19 protein-coding genes are annotated in these 16,761 nt (G+C 35.8%); 3 read left to right on the top strand and 16 right to left on the bottom strand.

Annotated elements, in window-relative coordinates; translation table 11 throughout:
- Positions 1-293: 293 nt before the first annotated feature.
- Positions 294-1,058, bottom strand: coding sequence for an enoyl-CoA hydratase/isomerase family protein (locus tag KIK00_RS18480; protein ID WP_255813787.1), 765 nt, complete (start codon positions 1,056-1,058; stop codon positions 294-296).
- Positions 1,059-1,311: 253 nt separating this feature from the next.
- Here KIK00_RS18480 and KIK00_RS18475 point away from each other — a divergent pair, with 253 nt between their 5' ends.
- Complete coding sequence (locus KIK00_RS18475) at positions 1,312-1,863, top strand: phage tail protein (protein ID WP_255813786.1); 552 nt, start codon at positions 1,312-1,314, stop codon at positions 1,861-1,863.
- Positions 1,864-1,900: 37 nt separating this feature from the next.
- Positions 1,901-2,722, top strand: coding sequence for a T9SS type A sorting domain-containing protein (locus KIK00_RS18470; protein ID WP_255813785.1), 822 nt, complete (start codon positions 1,901-1,903; stop codon positions 2,720-2,722).
- Positions 2,723-2,794: 72 nt separating this feature from the next.
- Here the strand turns inward: KIK00_RS18470 and KIK00_RS18465 are convergent, their stop codons facing one another.
- Positions 2,795-3,490: an SMUG2 DNA glycosylase family protein gene (locus KIK00_RS18465; protein WP_255813784.1), complete on the bottom strand. Its 696-nt coding sequence runs from the start codon at positions 3,488-3,490 to the stop codon at positions 2,795-2,797.
- Positions 3,491-3,492: 2 nt separating this feature from the next.
- Positions 3,493-4,269: a DUF4241 domain-containing protein gene (locus KIK00_RS18460; protein WP_255813783.1), complete on the bottom strand. Its 777-nt coding sequence runs from the start codon at positions 4,267-4,269 to the stop codon at positions 3,493-3,495.
- Positions 4,270-4,502: 233 nt separating this feature from the next.
- Between KIK00_RS18460 and KIK00_RS18455 the strand changes: the two genes are divergently transcribed.
- Complete coding sequence (locus KIK00_RS18455; protein ID WP_255813782.1) at positions 4,503-5,180, top strand: CPBP family intramembrane glutamic endopeptidase; 678 nt, start codon at positions 4,503-4,505, stop codon at positions 5,178-5,180.
- A 60-nt stretch (positions 5,181-5,240) separates the two neighbouring features.
- Here KIK00_RS18455 and KIK00_RS18450 read toward each other — a convergent pair whose 3' ends face one another.
- The 13 genes from KIK00_RS18450 to KIK00_RS18390 form a co-directional block, all read right to left on the bottom strand.
- On the bottom strand, positions 5,241-5,402 hold the full coding sequence (locus tag KIK00_RS18450) for a hypothetical protein (RefSeq protein ID WP_156118866.1): 162 nt from the start codon (positions 5,400-5,402) through the stop codon (positions 5,241-5,243).
- Positions 5,403-5,575: 173 nt separating this feature from the next.
- Positions 5,576-8,071, bottom strand: coding sequence for a phenylacetic acid degradation bifunctional protein PaaZ (gene paaZ, locus KIK00_RS18445; protein WP_255813781.1), 2,496 nt, complete (start codon positions 8,069-8,071; stop codon positions 5,576-5,578).
- Positions 8,072-8,181: 110 nt separating this feature from the next.
- Positions 8,182-9,009 carry an alpha/beta hydrolase gene (locus tag KIK00_RS18440; protein WP_255813780.1) on the bottom strand — a complete coding sequence of 276 codons (828 nt, stop codon included), beginning with the start codon at positions 9,007-9,009 and terminating at the stop codon, positions 8,182-8,184.
- A gap of 224 nt (positions 9,010-9,233) precedes the next feature.
- Complete coding sequence (locus KIK00_RS18435; RefSeq protein WP_255813779.1) at positions 9,234-9,605, bottom strand: transposase; 372 nt, start codon at positions 9,603-9,605, stop codon at positions 9,234-9,236.
- 77 nt (positions 9,606-9,682) lie between these two features.
- Entirely contained in the window at positions 9,683-10,276 is a 594-nt protein-coding gene (locus KIK00_RS18430) for a transferase hexapeptide repeat family protein (protein ID WP_255813778.1), read from the bottom strand.
- A gap of 159 nt (positions 10,277-10,435) precedes the next feature.
- The gene (pcaF, locus tag KIK00_RS18425) at positions 10,436-11,641 is read right to left on the bottom strand and encodes a 3-oxoadipyl-CoA thiolase (RefSeq protein WP_255813777.1); all 1,206 of its coding nucleotides are present in this window, start codon (positions 11,639-11,641) and stop codon (positions 10,436-10,438) included.
- 51 nt (positions 11,642-11,692) lie between these two features.
- Positions 11,693-12,388 (bottom strand): DUF6624 domain-containing protein, encoded by a 696-nt coding sequence (locus KIK00_RS18420; protein ID WP_255813776.1) that lies wholly within the window; start codon positions 12,386-12,388, stop codon positions 11,693-11,695.
- A gap of 30 nt (positions 12,389-12,418) precedes the next feature.
- Positions 12,419-12,832, bottom strand: a complete 414-nt coding sequence (locus KIK00_RS18415; protein ID WP_255813775.1) for a PaaI family thioesterase — start codon at positions 12,830-12,832, stop codon at positions 12,419-12,421.
- A 9-nt stretch (positions 12,833-12,841) separates the two neighbouring features.
- Complete coding sequence (locus KIK00_RS18410; RefSeq protein ID WP_255813774.1) at positions 12,842-13,150, bottom strand: hypothetical protein; 309 nt, start codon at positions 13,148-13,150, stop codon at positions 12,842-12,844.
- Positions 13,151-13,214: 64 nt separating this feature from the next.
- On the bottom strand, positions 13,215-14,348 hold the full coding sequence (locus KIK00_RS18405; RefSeq protein ID WP_255813773.1) for a 3-hydroxyacyl-CoA dehydrogenase NAD-binding domain-containing protein: 1,134 nt from the start codon (positions 14,346-14,348) through the stop codon (positions 13,215-13,217).
- Positions 14,349-14,537: 189 nt separating this feature from the next.
- On the bottom strand, positions 14,538-15,338 hold the full coding sequence (locus tag KIK00_RS18400; protein WP_255813772.1) for an enoyl-CoA hydratase/isomerase family protein: 801 nt from the start codon (positions 15,336-15,338) through the stop codon (positions 14,538-14,540).
- Between the two features lie 142 nt (positions 15,339-15,480).
- Positions 15,481-15,945 carry a 1,2-phenylacetyl-CoA epoxidase subunit PaaD gene (gene paaD / locus KIK00_RS18395; protein WP_047373936.1) on the bottom strand — a complete coding sequence of 155 codons (465 nt, stop codon included), beginning with the start codon at positions 15,943-15,945 and terminating at the stop codon, positions 15,481-15,483.
- A 3-nt stretch (positions 15,946-15,948) separates the two neighbouring features.
- Positions 15,949-16,758 carry an alpha/beta hydrolase gene (locus tag KIK00_RS18390; protein ID WP_255813770.1) on the bottom strand — a complete coding sequence of 270 codons (810 nt, stop codon included), beginning with the start codon at positions 16,756-16,758 and terminating at the stop codon, positions 15,949-15,951.
- Positions 16,759-16,761 lie beyond the last annotated feature (3 nt).

Here is a 16,761-nt window from a genome sequence, read left to right as displayed (position 1 = left end):
TATTTATTAAAAAAATATGTTAAAACTTAGTTAAATTAGATTTTTAAAAAGCACAAAACAACATAAAAACAGTTAAATCAATGATAATTCAAAACCAAAAAGACTATTAAATTATCAAATAATCACAATCAGAAACAAAAACATGAAAACAAACCAATTAAACCATAATAGTAAATAGCTTCAGTATGATTATTTTCAAATAATAGAAGGCATAAAAAAATCCGGAGAAACATTTTGTTTCTCCGGATGTATATGGATTAAAATCCAACTATTTTTTACAGTTAAGAGGAAAATTATTTTACTCTCAATCTTTCTTTAATAGACTCAATATTTTTCTTAGCAGAATCTTTCAGGATAAGACTTGCACTCATATGAATTCTTGCAGGCATTAATTCATTGAAATGGTCCGTACCCTCCCATGAAACTTTTTTAATTAATGCTAAAGCATCGGTACTTCTTGACGCCAACGTCTGTAAAAAGGTCTCCAGTTTCTCATCCATCTCCTGAATAGAAGCTGATACGGAATGGTAAATATTATGCTGCTCAGCCCACTCAGCAGATCTGAAGTCTGCATCAATAGCCATTGCTGAGAATTGTGACTTTCCGATTTTTCTTTCTACATAAGGTCCTATTACAAAAGGTCCTATTCCAAGATTGATCTCAGTAAGTGCTAAAGCTGAATCTTTTGTTGCAAAACAGTAGTCTGCTCCGCATGCAATTCCAACTCCACCGCCGGTTGTTTTTCCCTGAACTCTTACTACTACGATTTTCCCACAGTTCCTCATGGCATTTAAAACTTTTGCAAAACCACCAAAAAATTGTGTGGAAGCTTCCAGTTCTTCAATGGCTAAAAGCTCATCAAAACTTGCTCCAGCGCAGAATGCTTTTTCACCTGCACTTTTAACTAAAATAGCTTTCACCTCATCTTTCGCGCCTTCCTCAAGAATGGTTTCTGCCAGTTTTTCTAAAATGGCTCCCGGAAGAGAGTTACTTTTAGGCGTTCCGAAACTGATCTCGGCAATATTATTTTTAATTTCTGATGCTACAAATTCGCTCATTATTATTTTTATTGGATTCTTACAAAAATACGAAATACAGCTCTTTCAGAGAAACTTAAAAGAGATAATTTCCATTATTAATCTACCTTTTATAAAGATCTGTTACGTAGAAATACGGAGTAAGTAATTTGGTATTTTCTACTCTAACACTCACTTTTTATTAATCGTTCCTTTGGAGTAAGAAATAATAATCAATGGCGGAATCTGAAAAGCCCATAACAGAGTAAGAAATTTAAAACTAAAAATCATTATCATGGAAGAGTACATTGGAATTGTAAAATTATTTGCAGGAAATTTCGCACCTAGAGGCTGGATGTTTTGTGACGGAAGTTTAATTAGCATTTCAAGAAATTCTGCCTTATTCTCTATTTTAGGAACAACTTACGGCGGAGATGGTATCTCTACTTTCGCTCTGCCAAACTTAAAAGGACGTATGGCTTTAGGTGCAGGAAATACAAGTGGTAACGAATATTATCCGTTGGGAGTAATGGCCGGTACTACAGTGAATACTCTCTTAACCACAAATCTTCCAAGCATAGCAGGTGGGTTTCAATTGAAAGTTGCTAATAAGAATGCCAACTCATCAACACCTACCGCAGCATCTTCTATTGCTATTTCAGGAACACAGGTAGGAAGAGATTTCAATGTGGTATCCAGCTTTGTCAATGACTCTAATCCTGATACTGCCATTAACGGGCAAAGCATTTCTTTTATAGGACAAAATTCACCAGTGAATAATATGCCTCCTTATCTGGGTTTAAATTACATCATCTGCGTTGAAGGTATTTATCCCCCAAGAGATTAACATACATAATAACCTAATTATTTAAAACAAAAAAATCATGAAAAGCACTACTCTTTTTACAATTTGTAGTCTGCTCATTTCAATTTTTTCATTCGGGCAGACCAGTACAGAACAATTTGAAACAGAATCGCACGGAAGTACAAGCTTCACCGACAATGGAGTCATTTTCAATATCATTTCACATGTAAGTGTCTTTGATATTCAGGGGAATTTCCCGGGAACAGGCTGGAATGGAACAGCAAATGACAACAGATATATTGACAATTCCAACGATACTCAATCTCCACCATCATTCAGCATTAAAACTACTTCAAATTTATTTAAAGTAAACAGGTTCTGGATGTATCTTTCTGCATTGAACCTGGATCTCAATGTACCGGGAACACTTACCGTAACAGGAAAACTAAGCGGAGTAACAAAATTTACCCAAACAAAATCTACAGGCTTTGCAACAAGTTTAGGTTCTACAAACGGATATACTCTGATTGATCTTACCAACTTAAACGGCCAAAATTACTCCAACATCATTATTGATGAACTACAACTAACTGTTGGTGGAGCATTCAGATATGTAGGCCTGGATGCTTTCACTTGGGTAAAAGACAGCAACCTGGTATTGGGTACTTCTGAAGCTAAAAGCATTAAAAAAGACCTGACTGTTTATCCTAATCCAACCAACGGGCCTCTTTCTATTGCAACAGAGAAATCCGGTGAAGCCAAAATCTATAGTGTAGACGGTAAAATGCTGAAAACGGTACAAACTCAAAAAGGGAATAATGAAACCAATATTTCAGAGCTTCCAAAAGGAGTGTATATTATTAAAACAGCAACAGAATCTACCAAAGTTATTAAAAACTAGTTTCAGGAAATTTCGCATAAGTTCCATATCCCATAAAGATTCTAATTCATGAATGACAAATCCCTTGTTTGATTAAGGGATTTGTTTTTTCAATGCCAGAATATACTTGTCTATATACAGCTGTTTTTCTTTTGATTTGTACTGCTGAATGTATCTGGGATGTTCCAGAACAGTCATGGTATCAAACAGTTTTGCTTCTTTGTTAAGTTTTGAAATAAAATCAGCATTTTTTTTACCCAGGATAAATACCTCCGAAGTATCCAGATTGAGACTGATATGCTTCTTCAGAGATTCAATCATAAAGCTCTTCACAGCCTCGAACAGCTCTTTATCATCATAATAATTCGCATTAAGCCATCCGTTTTTTGTTTTTCTTACGATAGCCAGCGGAAACGGAGAATTGATATAAATATCTTTATAGAAAATATCTGCACCGCCATATTCTTCAATCATATCATACATAAAAACGGAAGAAACTTCATGAGTATGGGCAGATTTCATTTTTATACCACAAATACTTTCGAGTCTTTTAGTATCGGTAAACGGAACGCCTGTAACCCCCGCTCCATGACGGCTAGGATTGATTCCAATAATGAATTTTCTCTGAGCTGAATCATTATAATATTTGTGATAAAACTTCTGCATGACCGTCAATGTTTCGGGGTTATCCAAATAGGGGTTCAGAACTTCAAAGCCGTCGGGAAGATTTCCTCTATAGCTAAGGTTTTTATTGAACTCGATGACATGATCTGCAAAAGTTATATTCATACTTAATTTTTAAGAAAAACAAAATTTTCAGGTTGATCGTCATCACCATCCTCGTCTTCCTCCTCATCTTCGTCACTTAAAGCCAATTCAATATCAATAAATTGAATGTATAAACCACAAATTTCTTCGTTAGCATCATAAGCAAAGTACACAGGATAAGTACCATCACCAAAACCACTTGCAAACATTGGAATCTGATAATTGGTACCAGGAATCGTCCAATTGATCCAGTCTCCTGCTTCTCTCTGGTTGTTAGGATTAGCTTTGTAGCTTTGTGAGAAAAGCTCGGCGAAATAATCATCATAAACATTGTCGACATCTATTCCATCTATAAATTTATCTACAAAAGGAAGTACTTCTTTATCAGTAATACAACCTAAACCAGCATCTACTCCGAAACCAAAAAAATCGTCTTCGGTTACATCCTCCAGTTCTTCAATTCCGACTAAGGCTTCTCTGTAAATAACAGGTTTTTCTTTGGTAAATTCAACTTTTACAACAGCATACCTGTCTCCCCAGTCTTCAGATTTTACCACGGCAATAGTCACAGGAAAATTTCCTTTCGGAACCTGAATAAAATAAGGCGACTGATTCGCGTTTAGATAAACAAGCGGATCTCTTACCACAACTTTTCCAGAAGGAAGGGAAACATTTCCGATTTCCATCGTCTCCATTTTCTGTCCCAGAATTTCATCTGAAGTAAAATACGTTTCCAGATCTGTAGGACAAATCAAAATATTTTTCACTTCTTCCCACTTTTGCATCCAGTTTTCGTTCATTGCTCTTGATTTTATGATTGAATTTTAAAAGTAGTACTTTTTTACAAGAGAAAGAAGAAGTTGAAACTAAGAATCTATTAAAAATTAATCATTCACTTCAATAAATTATTGATTAAAAAGAAACTGAATCATCATATTTTATAATCCTATTCTCAAGTTTAATTCATATTTATTTTTTTTATTATATTCGTTTTCAATGAAATAGAACTTCATTTAATGAAAACTTTTAACCCATGATTGGAATTATAATTGAGCTTATCATTTCCTGGCTGCTTCTTAAATTCGGGGCAAAAAAGGATCTTTCTGTTTTAGGATTTAAGCCTAATCAAACAAGATTGATTCATTGGAGTATTGGTTTTCTTTTGGCTGCGGCGATTTGCAGTCTTTACCACATCATGACAACAGCATTTATTAATAACAGCTGGATTCTGAATAAGCACTTCACATTTTCTGCAGCGTTAATGAGCTCATGGTGGGTTGTAAAGTCTGTATTGTTTGAAGAATTATTATTCAGAGGAGCTTTACTTTATCTTGCTATTGAAAAATGGGGGAATACCAAAGCCTGTCTTTTATCTGCCGTCTGCTTTGGAGTCTACCACTGGTTTTCTTATAATGCATTTGGAAATCCTTTTCAGATGGGAATTATTCTTGTGATGACCGCCATCTTTGGGTGGATGCTTGCCATTTCTTTTGCTAAGACCAAATCTATGTACCTTCCTATAGGCCTCCATCTGGGCTGGAATTTATTTAATATTGTTATATTCTCAAATGGACCGCTAGGCAAACAGTTCTTTATGAAAGCTAATGAAAGCCACCTTGAAGGGATTCCGTCACTGCTTGTTTTTTTGTTTCAGATATTTGCTTTGCCTCTTTTAATGTATGGATATTTTAAACTTAAAAAGACACTATAAAAATAAAGCTACAAATCACGGGGATTGCAGCTTTATGTATTGTTTTAAGTTTAAAAAAATCTAAGAATCGGCACATATATAACATGCTCTTGCAATATCAGGCCATCTTCCAGGGAGACAACAGCTTCCGGGAGGACAAGGATTAAGGACACAAGACCAGTTTGGCCCGGATCCTTTAAGAGATCTCAACTCATGTCTTGAAAGTTTTTTTAAGTTTTTCATAGTGGTCAGTTTTGATATTCTCTCCTACTCTATATGCTTTTCGGATTTCGCCTATTAAAGTTAATCATTTTTAATTATATTCTGTAATCCTTGTCAAGATTTAAAACTTGGGCATAAAAAAGTCCCTCTCAGTTTAAACTAAAAGGGACTATAAAGTTATATTTTATTTTGAATTAAATTAATCCAAACTGCTGGAAGTGGTGGGTAAAATGCTTTTTGTGCATCAATTCCCACATTTCTTTATTCAGTTTTCCAAATACATAATTCATGTGTTCTGCCTGTGGATTTTCTTTGTAATAGATCACAAATTTCTTCAGGTTATCCATGAATGATTGTTTTGCAGCTTCCAGATTTCTGTGTGTTGGTTCCGGAAGTGAGCCATCTTTCGGAAGGAACGGAGCTGTAAATTCTTTCGGCATTGTTCTGTGGTTGTAAAGGGAATCCTGCCATTTTTCAAGATTTTCCTCTGGAGTGAAGCATTTATCTGCTTCCGGTTCTCCAAAACTTACCAGAACTGCCTGTTCCAAGTGCTCAATCATCTGCTGTGGTGACATTTTCCCCCAAAGCGCAGGAGTACTTTCTGTTAATCCATTCAACATTTTCTGAATATTTTTTACATTCAGATCAATGAAAGGGGATTGCTTTGCTACCAATGTTAAGATTGTTGCTACACAAACTACCTCATCTCTTTGGTTTACAACTTCAACCAGCCATTTTACAACACCGGAAGGAATATTTCTTCCTTTTACTCCTCTGTTGATTTTTTCTTTTGCTGTTAAATAAACCGTGATGGTATCTCCGGCGTATACAGGTTTAAAGAAACTGCATTCTTCTAATCCATAATTAGCAATTACAGGCCCTTTTTTCCCTGAAACAAATAATCCTGCTGCTGCTGAAAGGATGAAATATCCGTGAGCTACAGTTTTATCAAAGATTGTACCTGTTAAACTTGTTGCATCGGTATGGGCATAGAAATGATCCCATGAAACATTAGAGAAGTTAACAATATCTGCATCAGTAACTGTTCTTCCTGCTGTTTCTAAAGAGTCTCCTACTTCAACTTCCTCAAAATATTTCTGGAAAGGATGTTTATCTGAGAATTTTTTCTCTGCTCCCTGTTGATAAATTTTAGTAATGGCTTTCAATACATCCGGTGATCCCTGAATGGCTGTTTTCTGTAGGAAGAAATGAAGACCGCTCAGTCCGCCCATTTCCTCACCACCTCCAGCTCTACCAGGGCCTCCATGCATCAATGTAGGAAGTGGAGAACCGTGACCTGTGCTTTCTTTGGCGTTATCTCTGTTCAGTACAAAGATTCTTCCGTGTTGGGAAGCCATTTTCCATGAAGTTTCGGCGATAAAGTTCTCGTCATGAGAAATGATAGAACCTACCAAACTTCCTTTTCCCCTTTTTGCCAGTGCAGCTGCTTCTTCAGCATCTTTATACGGCATCAAGGTAGATACCGGCCCGAAAGCTTCTACATCGTGAGAGATATTTTTTTCGAAAGGCTTGTCGTTCAGGAATAGTTTCGGACTCATAAATGCTCCATTTTCATAGTTGGCATCTACCAGTTCGTGTTTTCCGTCATAGACAAGTTCTGTTTCTGATTTTAAAATATTTACTTTTCTCAGAACTTCTTCATACTGCTGTTTTCCCACCAAAGATCCCATTTTGGTTTCTCTGCTTAATGGGTTTCCGATTTTTGTTTGATCTAAAGCTTTAGACAAAGCATTCTGAACATCACCAATTAAATGCTCAGGAACGATAATTCTTCTGATTGCAGTACACTTTTGTCCTGCTTTTGTTGTCATTTCGTTGCGAACTTCTTTGATGAATAAATCAAATTCAGGTGTTCCCGGTTTTGCTTCCAGTCCAAGGATAGAACAGTTCAGGGAATCTGCTTCCATATTGAAACGAACAGCATTCCCTGCAATAGATGGAAGTGATTTTAATTTTCTTCCTGTATGGGCAGAACCTGTAAATAACACAGAGTCTCCGTCTTGTATATAATCCAGAATATTTCCTGGTTCTCCGCACACTAGCTGAACAGCTCCCTCAGGTAATACTCCACTTTCAATCATATCCTGGAATACTGCATTGGTAAGGTAAGATCCGAAAGGAGATGGTTTTACAATAGAAGGAACACCCGCTAATAAGGAAGTGGATAGTTTTTCCAACATTCCCCATACCGGAAAGTTGTAAGCATTGATCTGTACAGAAACTCCTTCACTCGGCGTTAAAATATGAGTTCCTAAGAAAGTTCCGTTAGCCGAAATTTTCTGAGTGTCTCCATCTACCCAAAATGAAGTATTAGGAAGCATTCTTTTTGCCAATCCGGAATAAGTAAAGAAAGTTCCGAAACCTCCTTCAATATCCACCCATGAATCAACGTGTGTAGCTCCTGTTTTGTATGATAATTCGTAGTATTTTTTCTTTCTTTCCAAGAGGTAAAGGGCTACTTTTTTCAGCATTTCCCCACGGTCATAGAAAGTCATTGAAGAAAGGTTTTTATATCCTACGGTTCTTCCGTAGTCAAGAGCCTGTTCAAAATTAAGCCCTTCTGTATCGGAAACAGCAACCTGCTCTCCTGTAACGGCGTTGTACAAAGGAACTCCGCTTCCGGTACCTTCTACCCATTGTCCGTAGATATAATTTTTTAACTTTTCCATATAGTTTTTTACTTTTTGCTTAGATTATTCTTTTTAATAAGCTTATCTAAACCTTATAGGTTTTAAAAACCTATAAGGTTTGAGTATACAATCATTCTTTCAGATAAAAATTATTTCGATTCCTGATAAGGAAACATTTTCACCAATCCTTCATATAAACTTCTGTGAAGAATGGTTGCATGGTTGTCTGTTTCCATCATTTTATATTCTAATGTCCAGTTTTTCTTTCCGGCTTTTTTCAAAACATCGTAGAAAGCTTCAGCATCTTTTATCATCACCGGATGTTCTCCTTTTCCTACAGAAACATAGACAAACTTTTTTGTATCCGGAGATTTTGAAAGTAATGTTCCTGCCTGTTTCAAAAGACTTTCATCATCCCACCATAAACTTGGGCTAATGATAAAATAGTTATTGAACATTTCCGGCTTTTTCAAAAGGATTTCGGTTGCCAAAAGCCCTCCCAAAGATTGACCGAAAAGGTATTTATCTGTTGTTTTAAACTGACTTTCCACATAAGGTTTTAATTCTTTTTCAAGGAATGCTATAAACTTATCAGAGTGCCCTGTTGTAGGATAATCTTTCTGCAAATCTTTTAAATCTGTATGAAAAGTAAAATCTCTTTTTCTGTCTACATTAGCAACTCCCACCACAATGGTTTCCGGCATGGAATACATCTGATTAAAGAATTGTACTAATCCTGTAACGTGGATAAAATCTTCATTCATACTTCCATCTAACAAATAGATCACCGGGTATGATTTTGTTTTATCATATCCCTGTGGAAGATAAATATTCAACGTTCTGTCTTCATTTAACGTTTTGGACTTAATCGTCCTCACTTCTCCTATTGTAAGTGGTTTTGTAGCAACCGTCTGTGCTGACAGCGTACAACCTACCGCAAACATTATGCTGCATGCAAGTGCAATTTTTTTAATCATATTTTATTTTGTCTCTTGTTCACGAGTATTTAAATTATTCCAAATCCATAAAGTCATATTCTACACTAGAAATATGATACTTTATAAAATCTTCTGTTGTATCAAAAAATTCCATCAATTGCATCCTCTCTAATTTATTTGTTTTAGATAAATTGATATAGGAGCTATATGATGTATATTTCCATGCGCTAATATCATTTACATAGCCGTGATTTACCAGATTGTTATAGAACAAGCTTAGTCAAATATTTTTCGTTCTGAACTCTTTTACGTTTCAAAAAGTCAAGAAAAAGAGCACCTTTCCTATTGTATCTTTTGTTATAAGCTTTAGCATATGCATTCAATAAATTACTAAAGGGTTTCATTAGATACTTATGTTCAACTTCATTCAATTCTTTAAACCTCAACAGCAAATGAAAATGATTTGGCAATAAACAGTAAGCATAAATATCAGCAACAGGAATAATATATTTTAATAATTTATTCAAAAAATACTGATAGTTTTCATCTTCACGGAAAATTAAATCTTTTCCAACAGCGTGGGAATATATGTGATAGATATATCCACACTCGAAGCTTTCTGTATTATTAGCCATTTATTTATCATTTTGTGTGTTTTTATTTTGGTAAGTTCAAACCTTATAGGTTTTAAAAACCTATAAGGTTTACACTGTTATTTTATATCATCCCAAATGCTATAATCCACAATTTTCGTTGGGATCTGCTGAACATATTCTGTAAAAGGTTCACAAGGCAGAATAGCTTCTTTTCCTTCTCTTGCCAGCTCCTGATATAATTTTGTTCCTTCTGTTTTCCAGTGTATCATTTCATCGGAAACGTCACGGATAATTTTTGCAGGACTTCCTACAACAAGTTTTCTTGGTTCACATGTAAAATTAGCCGGTACAAAAGCCAATGCTCCGACAATACTTTCATCACCGATATAGGCTTTGTCCATTACCACAGCGTTCATTCCGATCAGACAGTTTTTTCCGATATGCCCTGAATGAATAATCGCGCCATGTCCTATGTGTGCGGATTCTTCCAATATGGTTTCTATATTCGGGAAAACGTGAAGCGTACAGTTTTCCTGTACATTGGCTCCGTCTTTAATGATAATTTTCCCCCAGTCCCCACGAATTACTGCATTGGGACCAATATATACTTCTTCACCTATTTCTACATTCCCTATAATGACTGCCTGCGGATGAATGTAAGCAGAAGGTTTTATAACAGGACGAATCCCGTGGTATGAGTAGATGTTCATAAAATTTTTGTTAAAAATTTAATTTAACAATGTATCAATTTAACAGTTTACCAATGAGATTCTTCATGAACCATGTTCGTAAACCTACAGTGTATGTTCAGAATGACAAATCACAGAATTGTTACACTAATACATTGTTATATCATTACATTGAAAAAATTATACTTTTTCGATTACCATCGCATATCCCTGTCCGACACCGATACAAAGGGTACACAATGCATATTTTTTATCCTGTTTCTGAAGTTCCATTGCAGCAGAACCTACAATTCTTGCTCCGGAAACTCCCAGCGGGTGGCCAATCGCAATAGCACCTCCGTTCGGGTTTATTCTTGCGTCATCATCTTTTAAACCTAAACTTCTTGTTACAGCCAGCGCCTGCGCTGCGAATGCCTCATTTAATTCAATAATGTCCATATCTTCAAGAGAAAGGTTTAATCTCTTCAATAGTTTTTGAGCTGCTTCTACAGGCCCAATTCCCATAATTCTTGGCTCAACACCTGCTACGGAAGATCCCAGGATTTTTGCTTTTGGTTTTAAACCATATTTTTTAACGGCTTCTTCACTTGCTAAAATCAAAGCTGCGGCACCATCATTCATTCCTGAAGCGTTTCCTGCAGTTACCGTTCCTTCTTTTCTAAAAGCCGGACGAAGTTTTGCCAACCCTTCCATTGAAGAAGTAGGTTTAATGAATTCATCTTTTTCAAAAATGATTGGATCACCTTTTCTCTGAGGAATTTCAACTTTTACGATTTCTTCTGCCAGTCTTCCGTTTTCCTGAGCTTTTGTTGCTTTCTGCTGAGACCAAAGGGCAAATTTATCCTGATCTTCCCTATTGATCTGATGGATATCTGCTAAATTTTCTGCAGTTTCTCCCATTCCGTCAACCCCGTATAATTCTTTCATTTTAGGGTTAATGAAACGCCATCCGAAAGTAGTATCAAACATCTGGCTGTCTCTTCCGAAAGCAGCACTTGGTTTTGACATTACATAAGGGGAACGTGTCATATGCTCTACTCCTCCTGCAATATAAATTTCTCCTTCTCCTGCAGCAATGGAACGGAATGCATTTGCTACAGCAGACATCCCTGAAGCACATAGTCTGTTAACAGTCTCTCCACCGATTTTGTAAGGAAGACCTGCCAGTAAAAGTCCCATTCTTGCAACGTTTCTGTTATCTTCTCCCGCCTGATTGGCACATCCGAAAATAACATCTTCAATTTCCTCCACAGGAACTTCAGGATTCCTTGCTACTACTTCTTTGATTACAATAGCAGCCAAATCATCAGCTCTTACTTCTGATAATCCTCCCTGCAGTTTTGAGATGGGAGTTCTGACATAGTCTATGATGTATACGTTGTTCATAAATATTTTAATGTAATAATCCAGTAATGTAACCGTGTAACAATTCCAGATTTATTTGTTTTTATTTCTTAGTTCTAAAACCTGTTTTAAAGTATAGGGTTCATATTTGAAGTCCTTCCCATACATTCTTTGGATACTTTCTTCAAAGGTGGAATCAAACCCCGCTTCTTTTCTTCTTTTATTAACATTTTTAAGATCTTTTACAGGCCATACAAAATTGACAAAGATTTGTTTTCCGTCTTTATCTTTTGTCATTTCTCCTTTTCCCTGTGTTCCGTAGATCTGTTCTTTATTTTCATTCATCAGGTATCGGTCTTCCATCATAGCAACCAAAGTGAAGGGAATCTCTTTCTTTTTTCCGGCTTCTTTAATGAGTGGCAGATATTTTTTAATTTTGGTTGAATGCTGAATCACATACCAGGCAGCATGATTTGTAGGTTCTCCTACAAGTGTTTTTCCCGGATAGCCATATTCTGAAATAATACTTTCAATTGTCTGTATATTCAGACTATCGTGTTCTGCCACCAACTGCCAGCTTTTCTTTTTGAATTCTTCTTTGTCAATATTCAGATCTTTTAATAGCTGTTCTTTTTTCTCCGGAGTTATCTCGGTATCAAAAAGCATTCTGTATCCCTGATCCACCTTCATGATTTCATCAAGTTCTTTTTTCAAAGTTTCGTTCACTTTCTGCTGAGCATTGATCAGAAGAGTTGAAATCCCGAAAAACAGTGCAATTATTTTTCTCATTTTGTTTAATTTAGTATTTGGTTTTAGTTTTTATAGGTCGGTTACTTTTTTGCCGATTTTGTAGACTGTTCCGACAAATTTTGCAATCAGCTCCTGATTTTGATTGGTAATCTGAATGTCATAAACAGCTGTTTTTCTTGTATCATTTACCAACACACTTTCTGCTCTGAAAACATCGCCCTCTTTCCCTGCTTTGGTAAAATTGATGATACAATTCAATGCTACAGCAGCATCACCGGTATTGTTGGAAGAAAATGCCAGCGCTGAGTCTGCAAATGCAAAGGTAACTCCGCCATGAACCGTCTTAAGCCCGTTAATCATATCTTTCTTGATCGGCATTTCTATTAAACAGTAATTTTCTTTTACTTCAATCATCCTGATATTCATCCACTGGGAAAAATAATCCTGATTGAACATATAATCTGCTACTTGTCTTGGATTCATTTCTGTTAATTATATGTTTGTTATTTCCTCATACAGCTCATCTGATAATCTGTCGTAAACGCTCATCGTTTTCCCCAGAATGATTTGCTCGTATGAAAGGTTTTCTGAATCTGATGAATATTCAGAGGGATATGATTCGTTTAAATCAATTCCGTTTTCGTTGGCTAATCTTTTGATCAGCTCTTTATATTTTTCATTAAACTTTCCGAGTAACTCAAGTCTTTCCTGCTCATCAACTGAGGAAGCTTCCTCAGCTAAATACTGTTTCTCAATTAAAAGTCTGGTCTCCAGCTCAGCTCTAAATTCATCTATATTCATAATATTAATTTGAAAATAAAAATCTGTTATAATCTATTTTCAAATTGGTACATTTTCAAATTATCTAATTCATTTTACGAAGTAATGGACTTTGTCTGTATCTTTCTTCCTGATATTCTTCATAAAGATTCTGAAGGGTTTCGGAGATTTTTGCATACCCGATTTCTTTGCCCCAGCTTAATAATCCTTTCGGATAGTTTACACCTTTTTGCATTGCCAGCTCTAGATCTTCGTCATTCGCAATGCCTAATCTTTTGGCTTCAACGGCTTCGTTGATCAGCATGGAAATGATTCTTAAAAAGATCTGCTGATATAAGGCATCATCTTTCTGGGCAACAGGTTTTTCTGCTCCTTCACTGTAATTGTAGAACCCTTTTCCTGTTTTTCTGCCGTGAAGTTTTGCTTCAGACATTCTTTGCTGTAATAAAGATGGCTTGTATTTCGGATCGTAGAAATAATCTTTGTAAACTGTAGTTGTTACCGCAAAATTCACATCCACTCCGATAAGATCCATCAACTCGAAAGGTCCCATTTTGAAGTTCCCAAGTGTTTTCATTGCATCATCCACCTGTTCCGGTGTTGCGATGTTTTCTTCAACAATTCTTAGGCCTTCTCCATAATAAGGTCTGGCAATTCTGTTAACAATAAACCCGGGAATATCTTTCGCAATAACAGGAGTCTTTCCCCATTCTTTCATGAGGTTGTATATTTTTTCTGCTAGTGTATTTTCTGTTAATAAGGATGGAATAATCTCCACTAAAGGCATCAATGGAGCCGGATTGAAGAAGTGAATTCCAATGAAACGCTCCGGCTTCTTTAGTTCTGCACCCAGAGAGGTGATAGAAATAGATGAGGTATTGGAACTCAGAATACAGCTTTCTGAAACATAGTTTTCAAGTTCTGTAAACACTTTGGTTTTGATTTCTTTGTTTTCAATGATGGCTTCAATGATGAGTTCACAGTCTTTGAAATCCTTTAATTCTGTAGCAATGGAAATATTAGCTAAAATTTCAGTCATTTTCTCTGCCGAAATTTTTTGTTTATCAACCAATTTGGTTAATGTTTTTTCCAAACCTACAGTTGCCGTTTCTACTTGTTTTGCGTTGGCGTCATACACCCAAACTTTGCATCCGTTCGAAGCGGCTACTTGTGCAATGCCGATTCCCATCGTTCCGGCACCGATAATTCCTACATTCATATTTTAAATTTGAAAATTTGAAAATGAGTTAATTTGAAAATTTAATTTGCCAAAGGAAATTTTTTAGCTTCGTATAAATCTTCTGAAAATTCAATAATATGTAGTGCAAAATCAAAAGTCTTATTCACAATAATATTTTCTTTGCCATTTCTCATTTTCAAATTCTCAAATTAACTTATTTCAAATTAATTATTTTCCTTTATAATTAGGTTTTCTTTTCTGTAAAAAGGCATTTACTCCTTCAAAGAAGTCTTCTGTGCCTGCAGCTTCCTGCTGAAGATCTCCTTCCAGCTCAAGCTGTTCTTTCAATGTGTTGGTATAAGAACTGGCAAAAGCTTTTTTTGTAAGCTTAAGAGCTGCTGTCGGCATATTCGCCATTCTTTCAAGAATTTCCATTGACTTTGGAACGAATTCATCTTCAGTGAAAACTTCAGCTACAAGACCATGGGCTTTAGATTCTTCAGCAGATAATTTTTTACCTGTAAATGCTAAATAGTTGGCCAATTGTCTACCTAAAAGCTTCGGTAAGAAGTAAGTTCCTCCTGTATCAGGAATTAAACCGATATTTGAAAATGCCTGAGCAAAATATGCTTTCTCATTAGCCAAAACGAAGTCAGAGATTAAAGCCAACATCGCCCCAGCTCCTACTGCAGGACCGTTTACTAAAGCAATAACCGGTTTTTTGCAACGGGTAACTTCTAACACTAAAGGGTTATAATAGTCTACCACAATTTTTCTGATGATGTCATGATCATGGTGTTCTTTGCCTACCACAAAAGCTTCATCCAGATTCTGACCTGAGCAAAACGCTCTTCCTCTTCCGGAAATAGCAACACATCTTACCGTTTCGTCTTCGCTGCATTCTTTAACAAAATCTCTAAGGTCTGATAAAGCCGGCTTGGTAAGGGCGTTCATTGTTTCCGGCTGATTAAGATATGCGATTTTAAGCTTCCCGTCAAAATGCGTTTCAATATCAAGTTGTGTATACATAGTTTTTATTAATTTATTATTTAACAACGCACTAATTTAACAATATAAATTAATGTAACAGTCTAATAATTTAACATTCTAACAATTCCTTCGTTATGCTTTGCATAGCCGTAAAGTTTATTGCAGATTGCCAGATAACTCATCAATGACATTTAAAATAATCAAATGGCTCCAGGCAGTCTAAGCATTGATAAGAAGCCTTACACAAGGTAGATCCAAATCTGCTGATCTGCTTGGTATGTTCGGAACCGCAACGCGGACATTTTTTCGGTTTTCCGATGTGGTGTTCGTCTGCTCCTTTTTCGGGAGGTGTTATTCCGTAAACACGGAGTTTTTCTCTCGCTTCATCCGTTAACCAGTCTGTTGTCCAGATTGGAAACATCTTGGTCACTACTTTCGCATCCCATCCGTTTTCTTTCATCATTTTGATAATATCCTCTTCAATGGTAAACATAGCAGGACAGGCAGAATAAGTAGGTGTAATGATCACTTCACAGGTATTTTCACCCGTAACCTGTGCATCTCTTACAATTCCTAATTCCACAATATCAATAACCGGAATTTCCGGATCGGGAATTGTTTTTAATAAATCTAAAAGCTGATTCATATTTTATTTTTTATCAAAATCAAGAATTACTCTCATTCCGTTCTGATAATCCAAATTATCTGTTATTCCGTTGTGAGCCTGATTTTTTAATACAATCAGGCTATCACCTTTTTTTAAATTATTTTTAAGTTTTAAAGATGCTTTATAATGAATAACCTCATCTTTATTACCATGAAAAATAACTACTGGCGACTTAACGGTTTTTAAATATTCACCAGTTTCAAAATTATATTTCAGTAAAAACTTCGGAAGAAATGAAAATTTCTGGCTCATTTCATCTTCTATACTGTAATAAGGTGCCTGTAAAATCAATAATCTTGCGTTATGCATTGATGCTAATTTTGCAGCCAACCCTGTTCCTACAGAATATCCTAAAATAATAATTTTGTTCTCCGGATATCTTTTCAAAAGCTCTTTGTAAGCACTTTCAACGTCCGAAAAAAGCTGATCTTTACTATTAATTTTATCTTCACTTTTTCCGTAGCCCCGATAATCAAGTATAAATGTATCATAATTCATACTGCGATATAACTGTGCTACCTCTGCCCAGCCTTTTATTGATCCCCCATTGCCATGAAGGTAAAAGATGACTCCTTTCGGTTTTTGAGCTTTAAATAATACAGAGTTCAAATGCTTATCATCCTGTGTTCTGATTGTTACTTCTTCAAAATCACCATCAAATGTAAACTTATAGTTTTCCGGTAATTTTTCAGGATAAAAAATGATTTTCTCCTGATAGAAATAAATCCCAACACATAATATCACATATGCTGCAAGAAAAAAAGCCAATATCCGCAGAAGCATCTTCTTCATAAC

Source organism: Chryseobacterium sp. MA9 (assembly GCF_024399315.1).
GTDB lineage: Bacteria > Bacteroidota > Bacteroidia > Flavobacteriales > Weeksellaceae > Chryseobacterium.
Note: the sequence above shows the minus strand (reverse complement) of the source record. Positions and strands in the feature narration are given on the sequence as shown.

Coding starts and splice junctions, on each gene's coding strand:
- KIK00_RS18480 (WP_255813787.1), bottom strand. CDS start 1,058: ATGAGCGAATTTGTAGCATCAGAAATTAAAAATAATATTGCCGAGATC.
- KIK00_RS18475 (WP_255813786.1), top strand. CDS start 1,312: ATGGAAGAGTACATTGGAATTGTAAAATTATTTGCAGGAAATTTCGCA.
- KIK00_RS18470 (WP_255813785.1), top strand. CDS start 1,901: ATGAAAAGCACTACTCTTTTTACAATTTGTAGTCTGCTCATTTCAATT.
- KIK00_RS18465 (WP_255813784.1), bottom strand. CDS start 3,490: ATGAATATAACTTTTGCAGATCATGTCATCGAGTTCAATAAAAACCTT.
- KIK00_RS18460 (WP_255813783.1), bottom strand. CDS start 4,269: ATGAACGAAAACTGGATGCAAAAGTGGGAAGAAGTGAAAAATATTTTG.
- KIK00_RS18455 (WP_255813782.1), top strand. CDS start 4,503: ATGATTGGAATTATAATTGAGCTTATCATTTCCTGGCTGCTTCTTAAA.
- KIK00_RS18450 (WP_156118866.1), bottom strand. CDS start 5,402: ATGAAAAACTTAAAAAAACTTTCAAGACATGAGTTGAGATCTCTTAAA.
- paaZ (WP_255813781.1), bottom strand. CDS start 8,071: ATGGAAAAGTTAAAAAATTATATCTACGGACAATGGGTAGAAGGTACC.
- KIK00_RS18440 (WP_255813780.1), bottom strand. CDS start 9,009: ATGATTAAAAAAATTGCACTTGCATGCAGCATAATGTTTGCGGTAGGT.
- KIK00_RS18435 (WP_255813779.1), bottom strand. CDS start 9,605: ATGGCTAATAATACAGAAAGCTTCGAGTGTGGATATATCTATCACATA.
- KIK00_RS18430 (WP_255813778.1), bottom strand. CDS start 10,276: ATGAACATCTACTCATACCACGGGATTCGTCCTGTTATAAAACCTTCT.
- pcaF (WP_255813777.1), bottom strand. CDS start 11,641: ATGAACAACGTATACATCATAGACTATGTCAGAACTCCCATCTCAAAA.
- KIK00_RS18420 (WP_255813776.1), bottom strand. CDS start 12,388: ATGAGAAAAATAATTGCACTGTTTTTCGGGATTTCAACTCTTCTGATC.
- KIK00_RS18415 (WP_255813775.1), bottom strand. CDS start 12,832: ATGAATCCAAGACAAGTAGCAGATTATATGTTCAATCAGGATTATTTT.
- KIK00_RS18410 (WP_255813774.1), bottom strand. CDS start 13,150: ATGAATATAGATGAATTTAGAGCTGAGCTGGAGACCAGACTTTTAATT.
- KIK00_RS18405 (WP_255813773.1), bottom strand. CDS start 14,348: ATGAATGTAGGAATTATCGGTGCCGGAACGATGGGAATCGGCATTGCA.
- KIK00_RS18400 (WP_255813772.1), bottom strand. CDS start 15,338: ATGTATACACAACTTGATATTGAAACGCATTTTGACGGGAAGCTTAAA.
- paaD (WP_047373936.1), bottom strand. CDS start 15,945: ATGAATCAGCTTTTAGATTTATTAAAAACAATTCCCGATCCGGAAATT.
- KIK00_RS18390 (WP_255813770.1), bottom strand. CDS start 16,758: ATGAAGAAGATGCTTCTGCGGATATTGGCTTTTTTTCTTGCAGCATAT.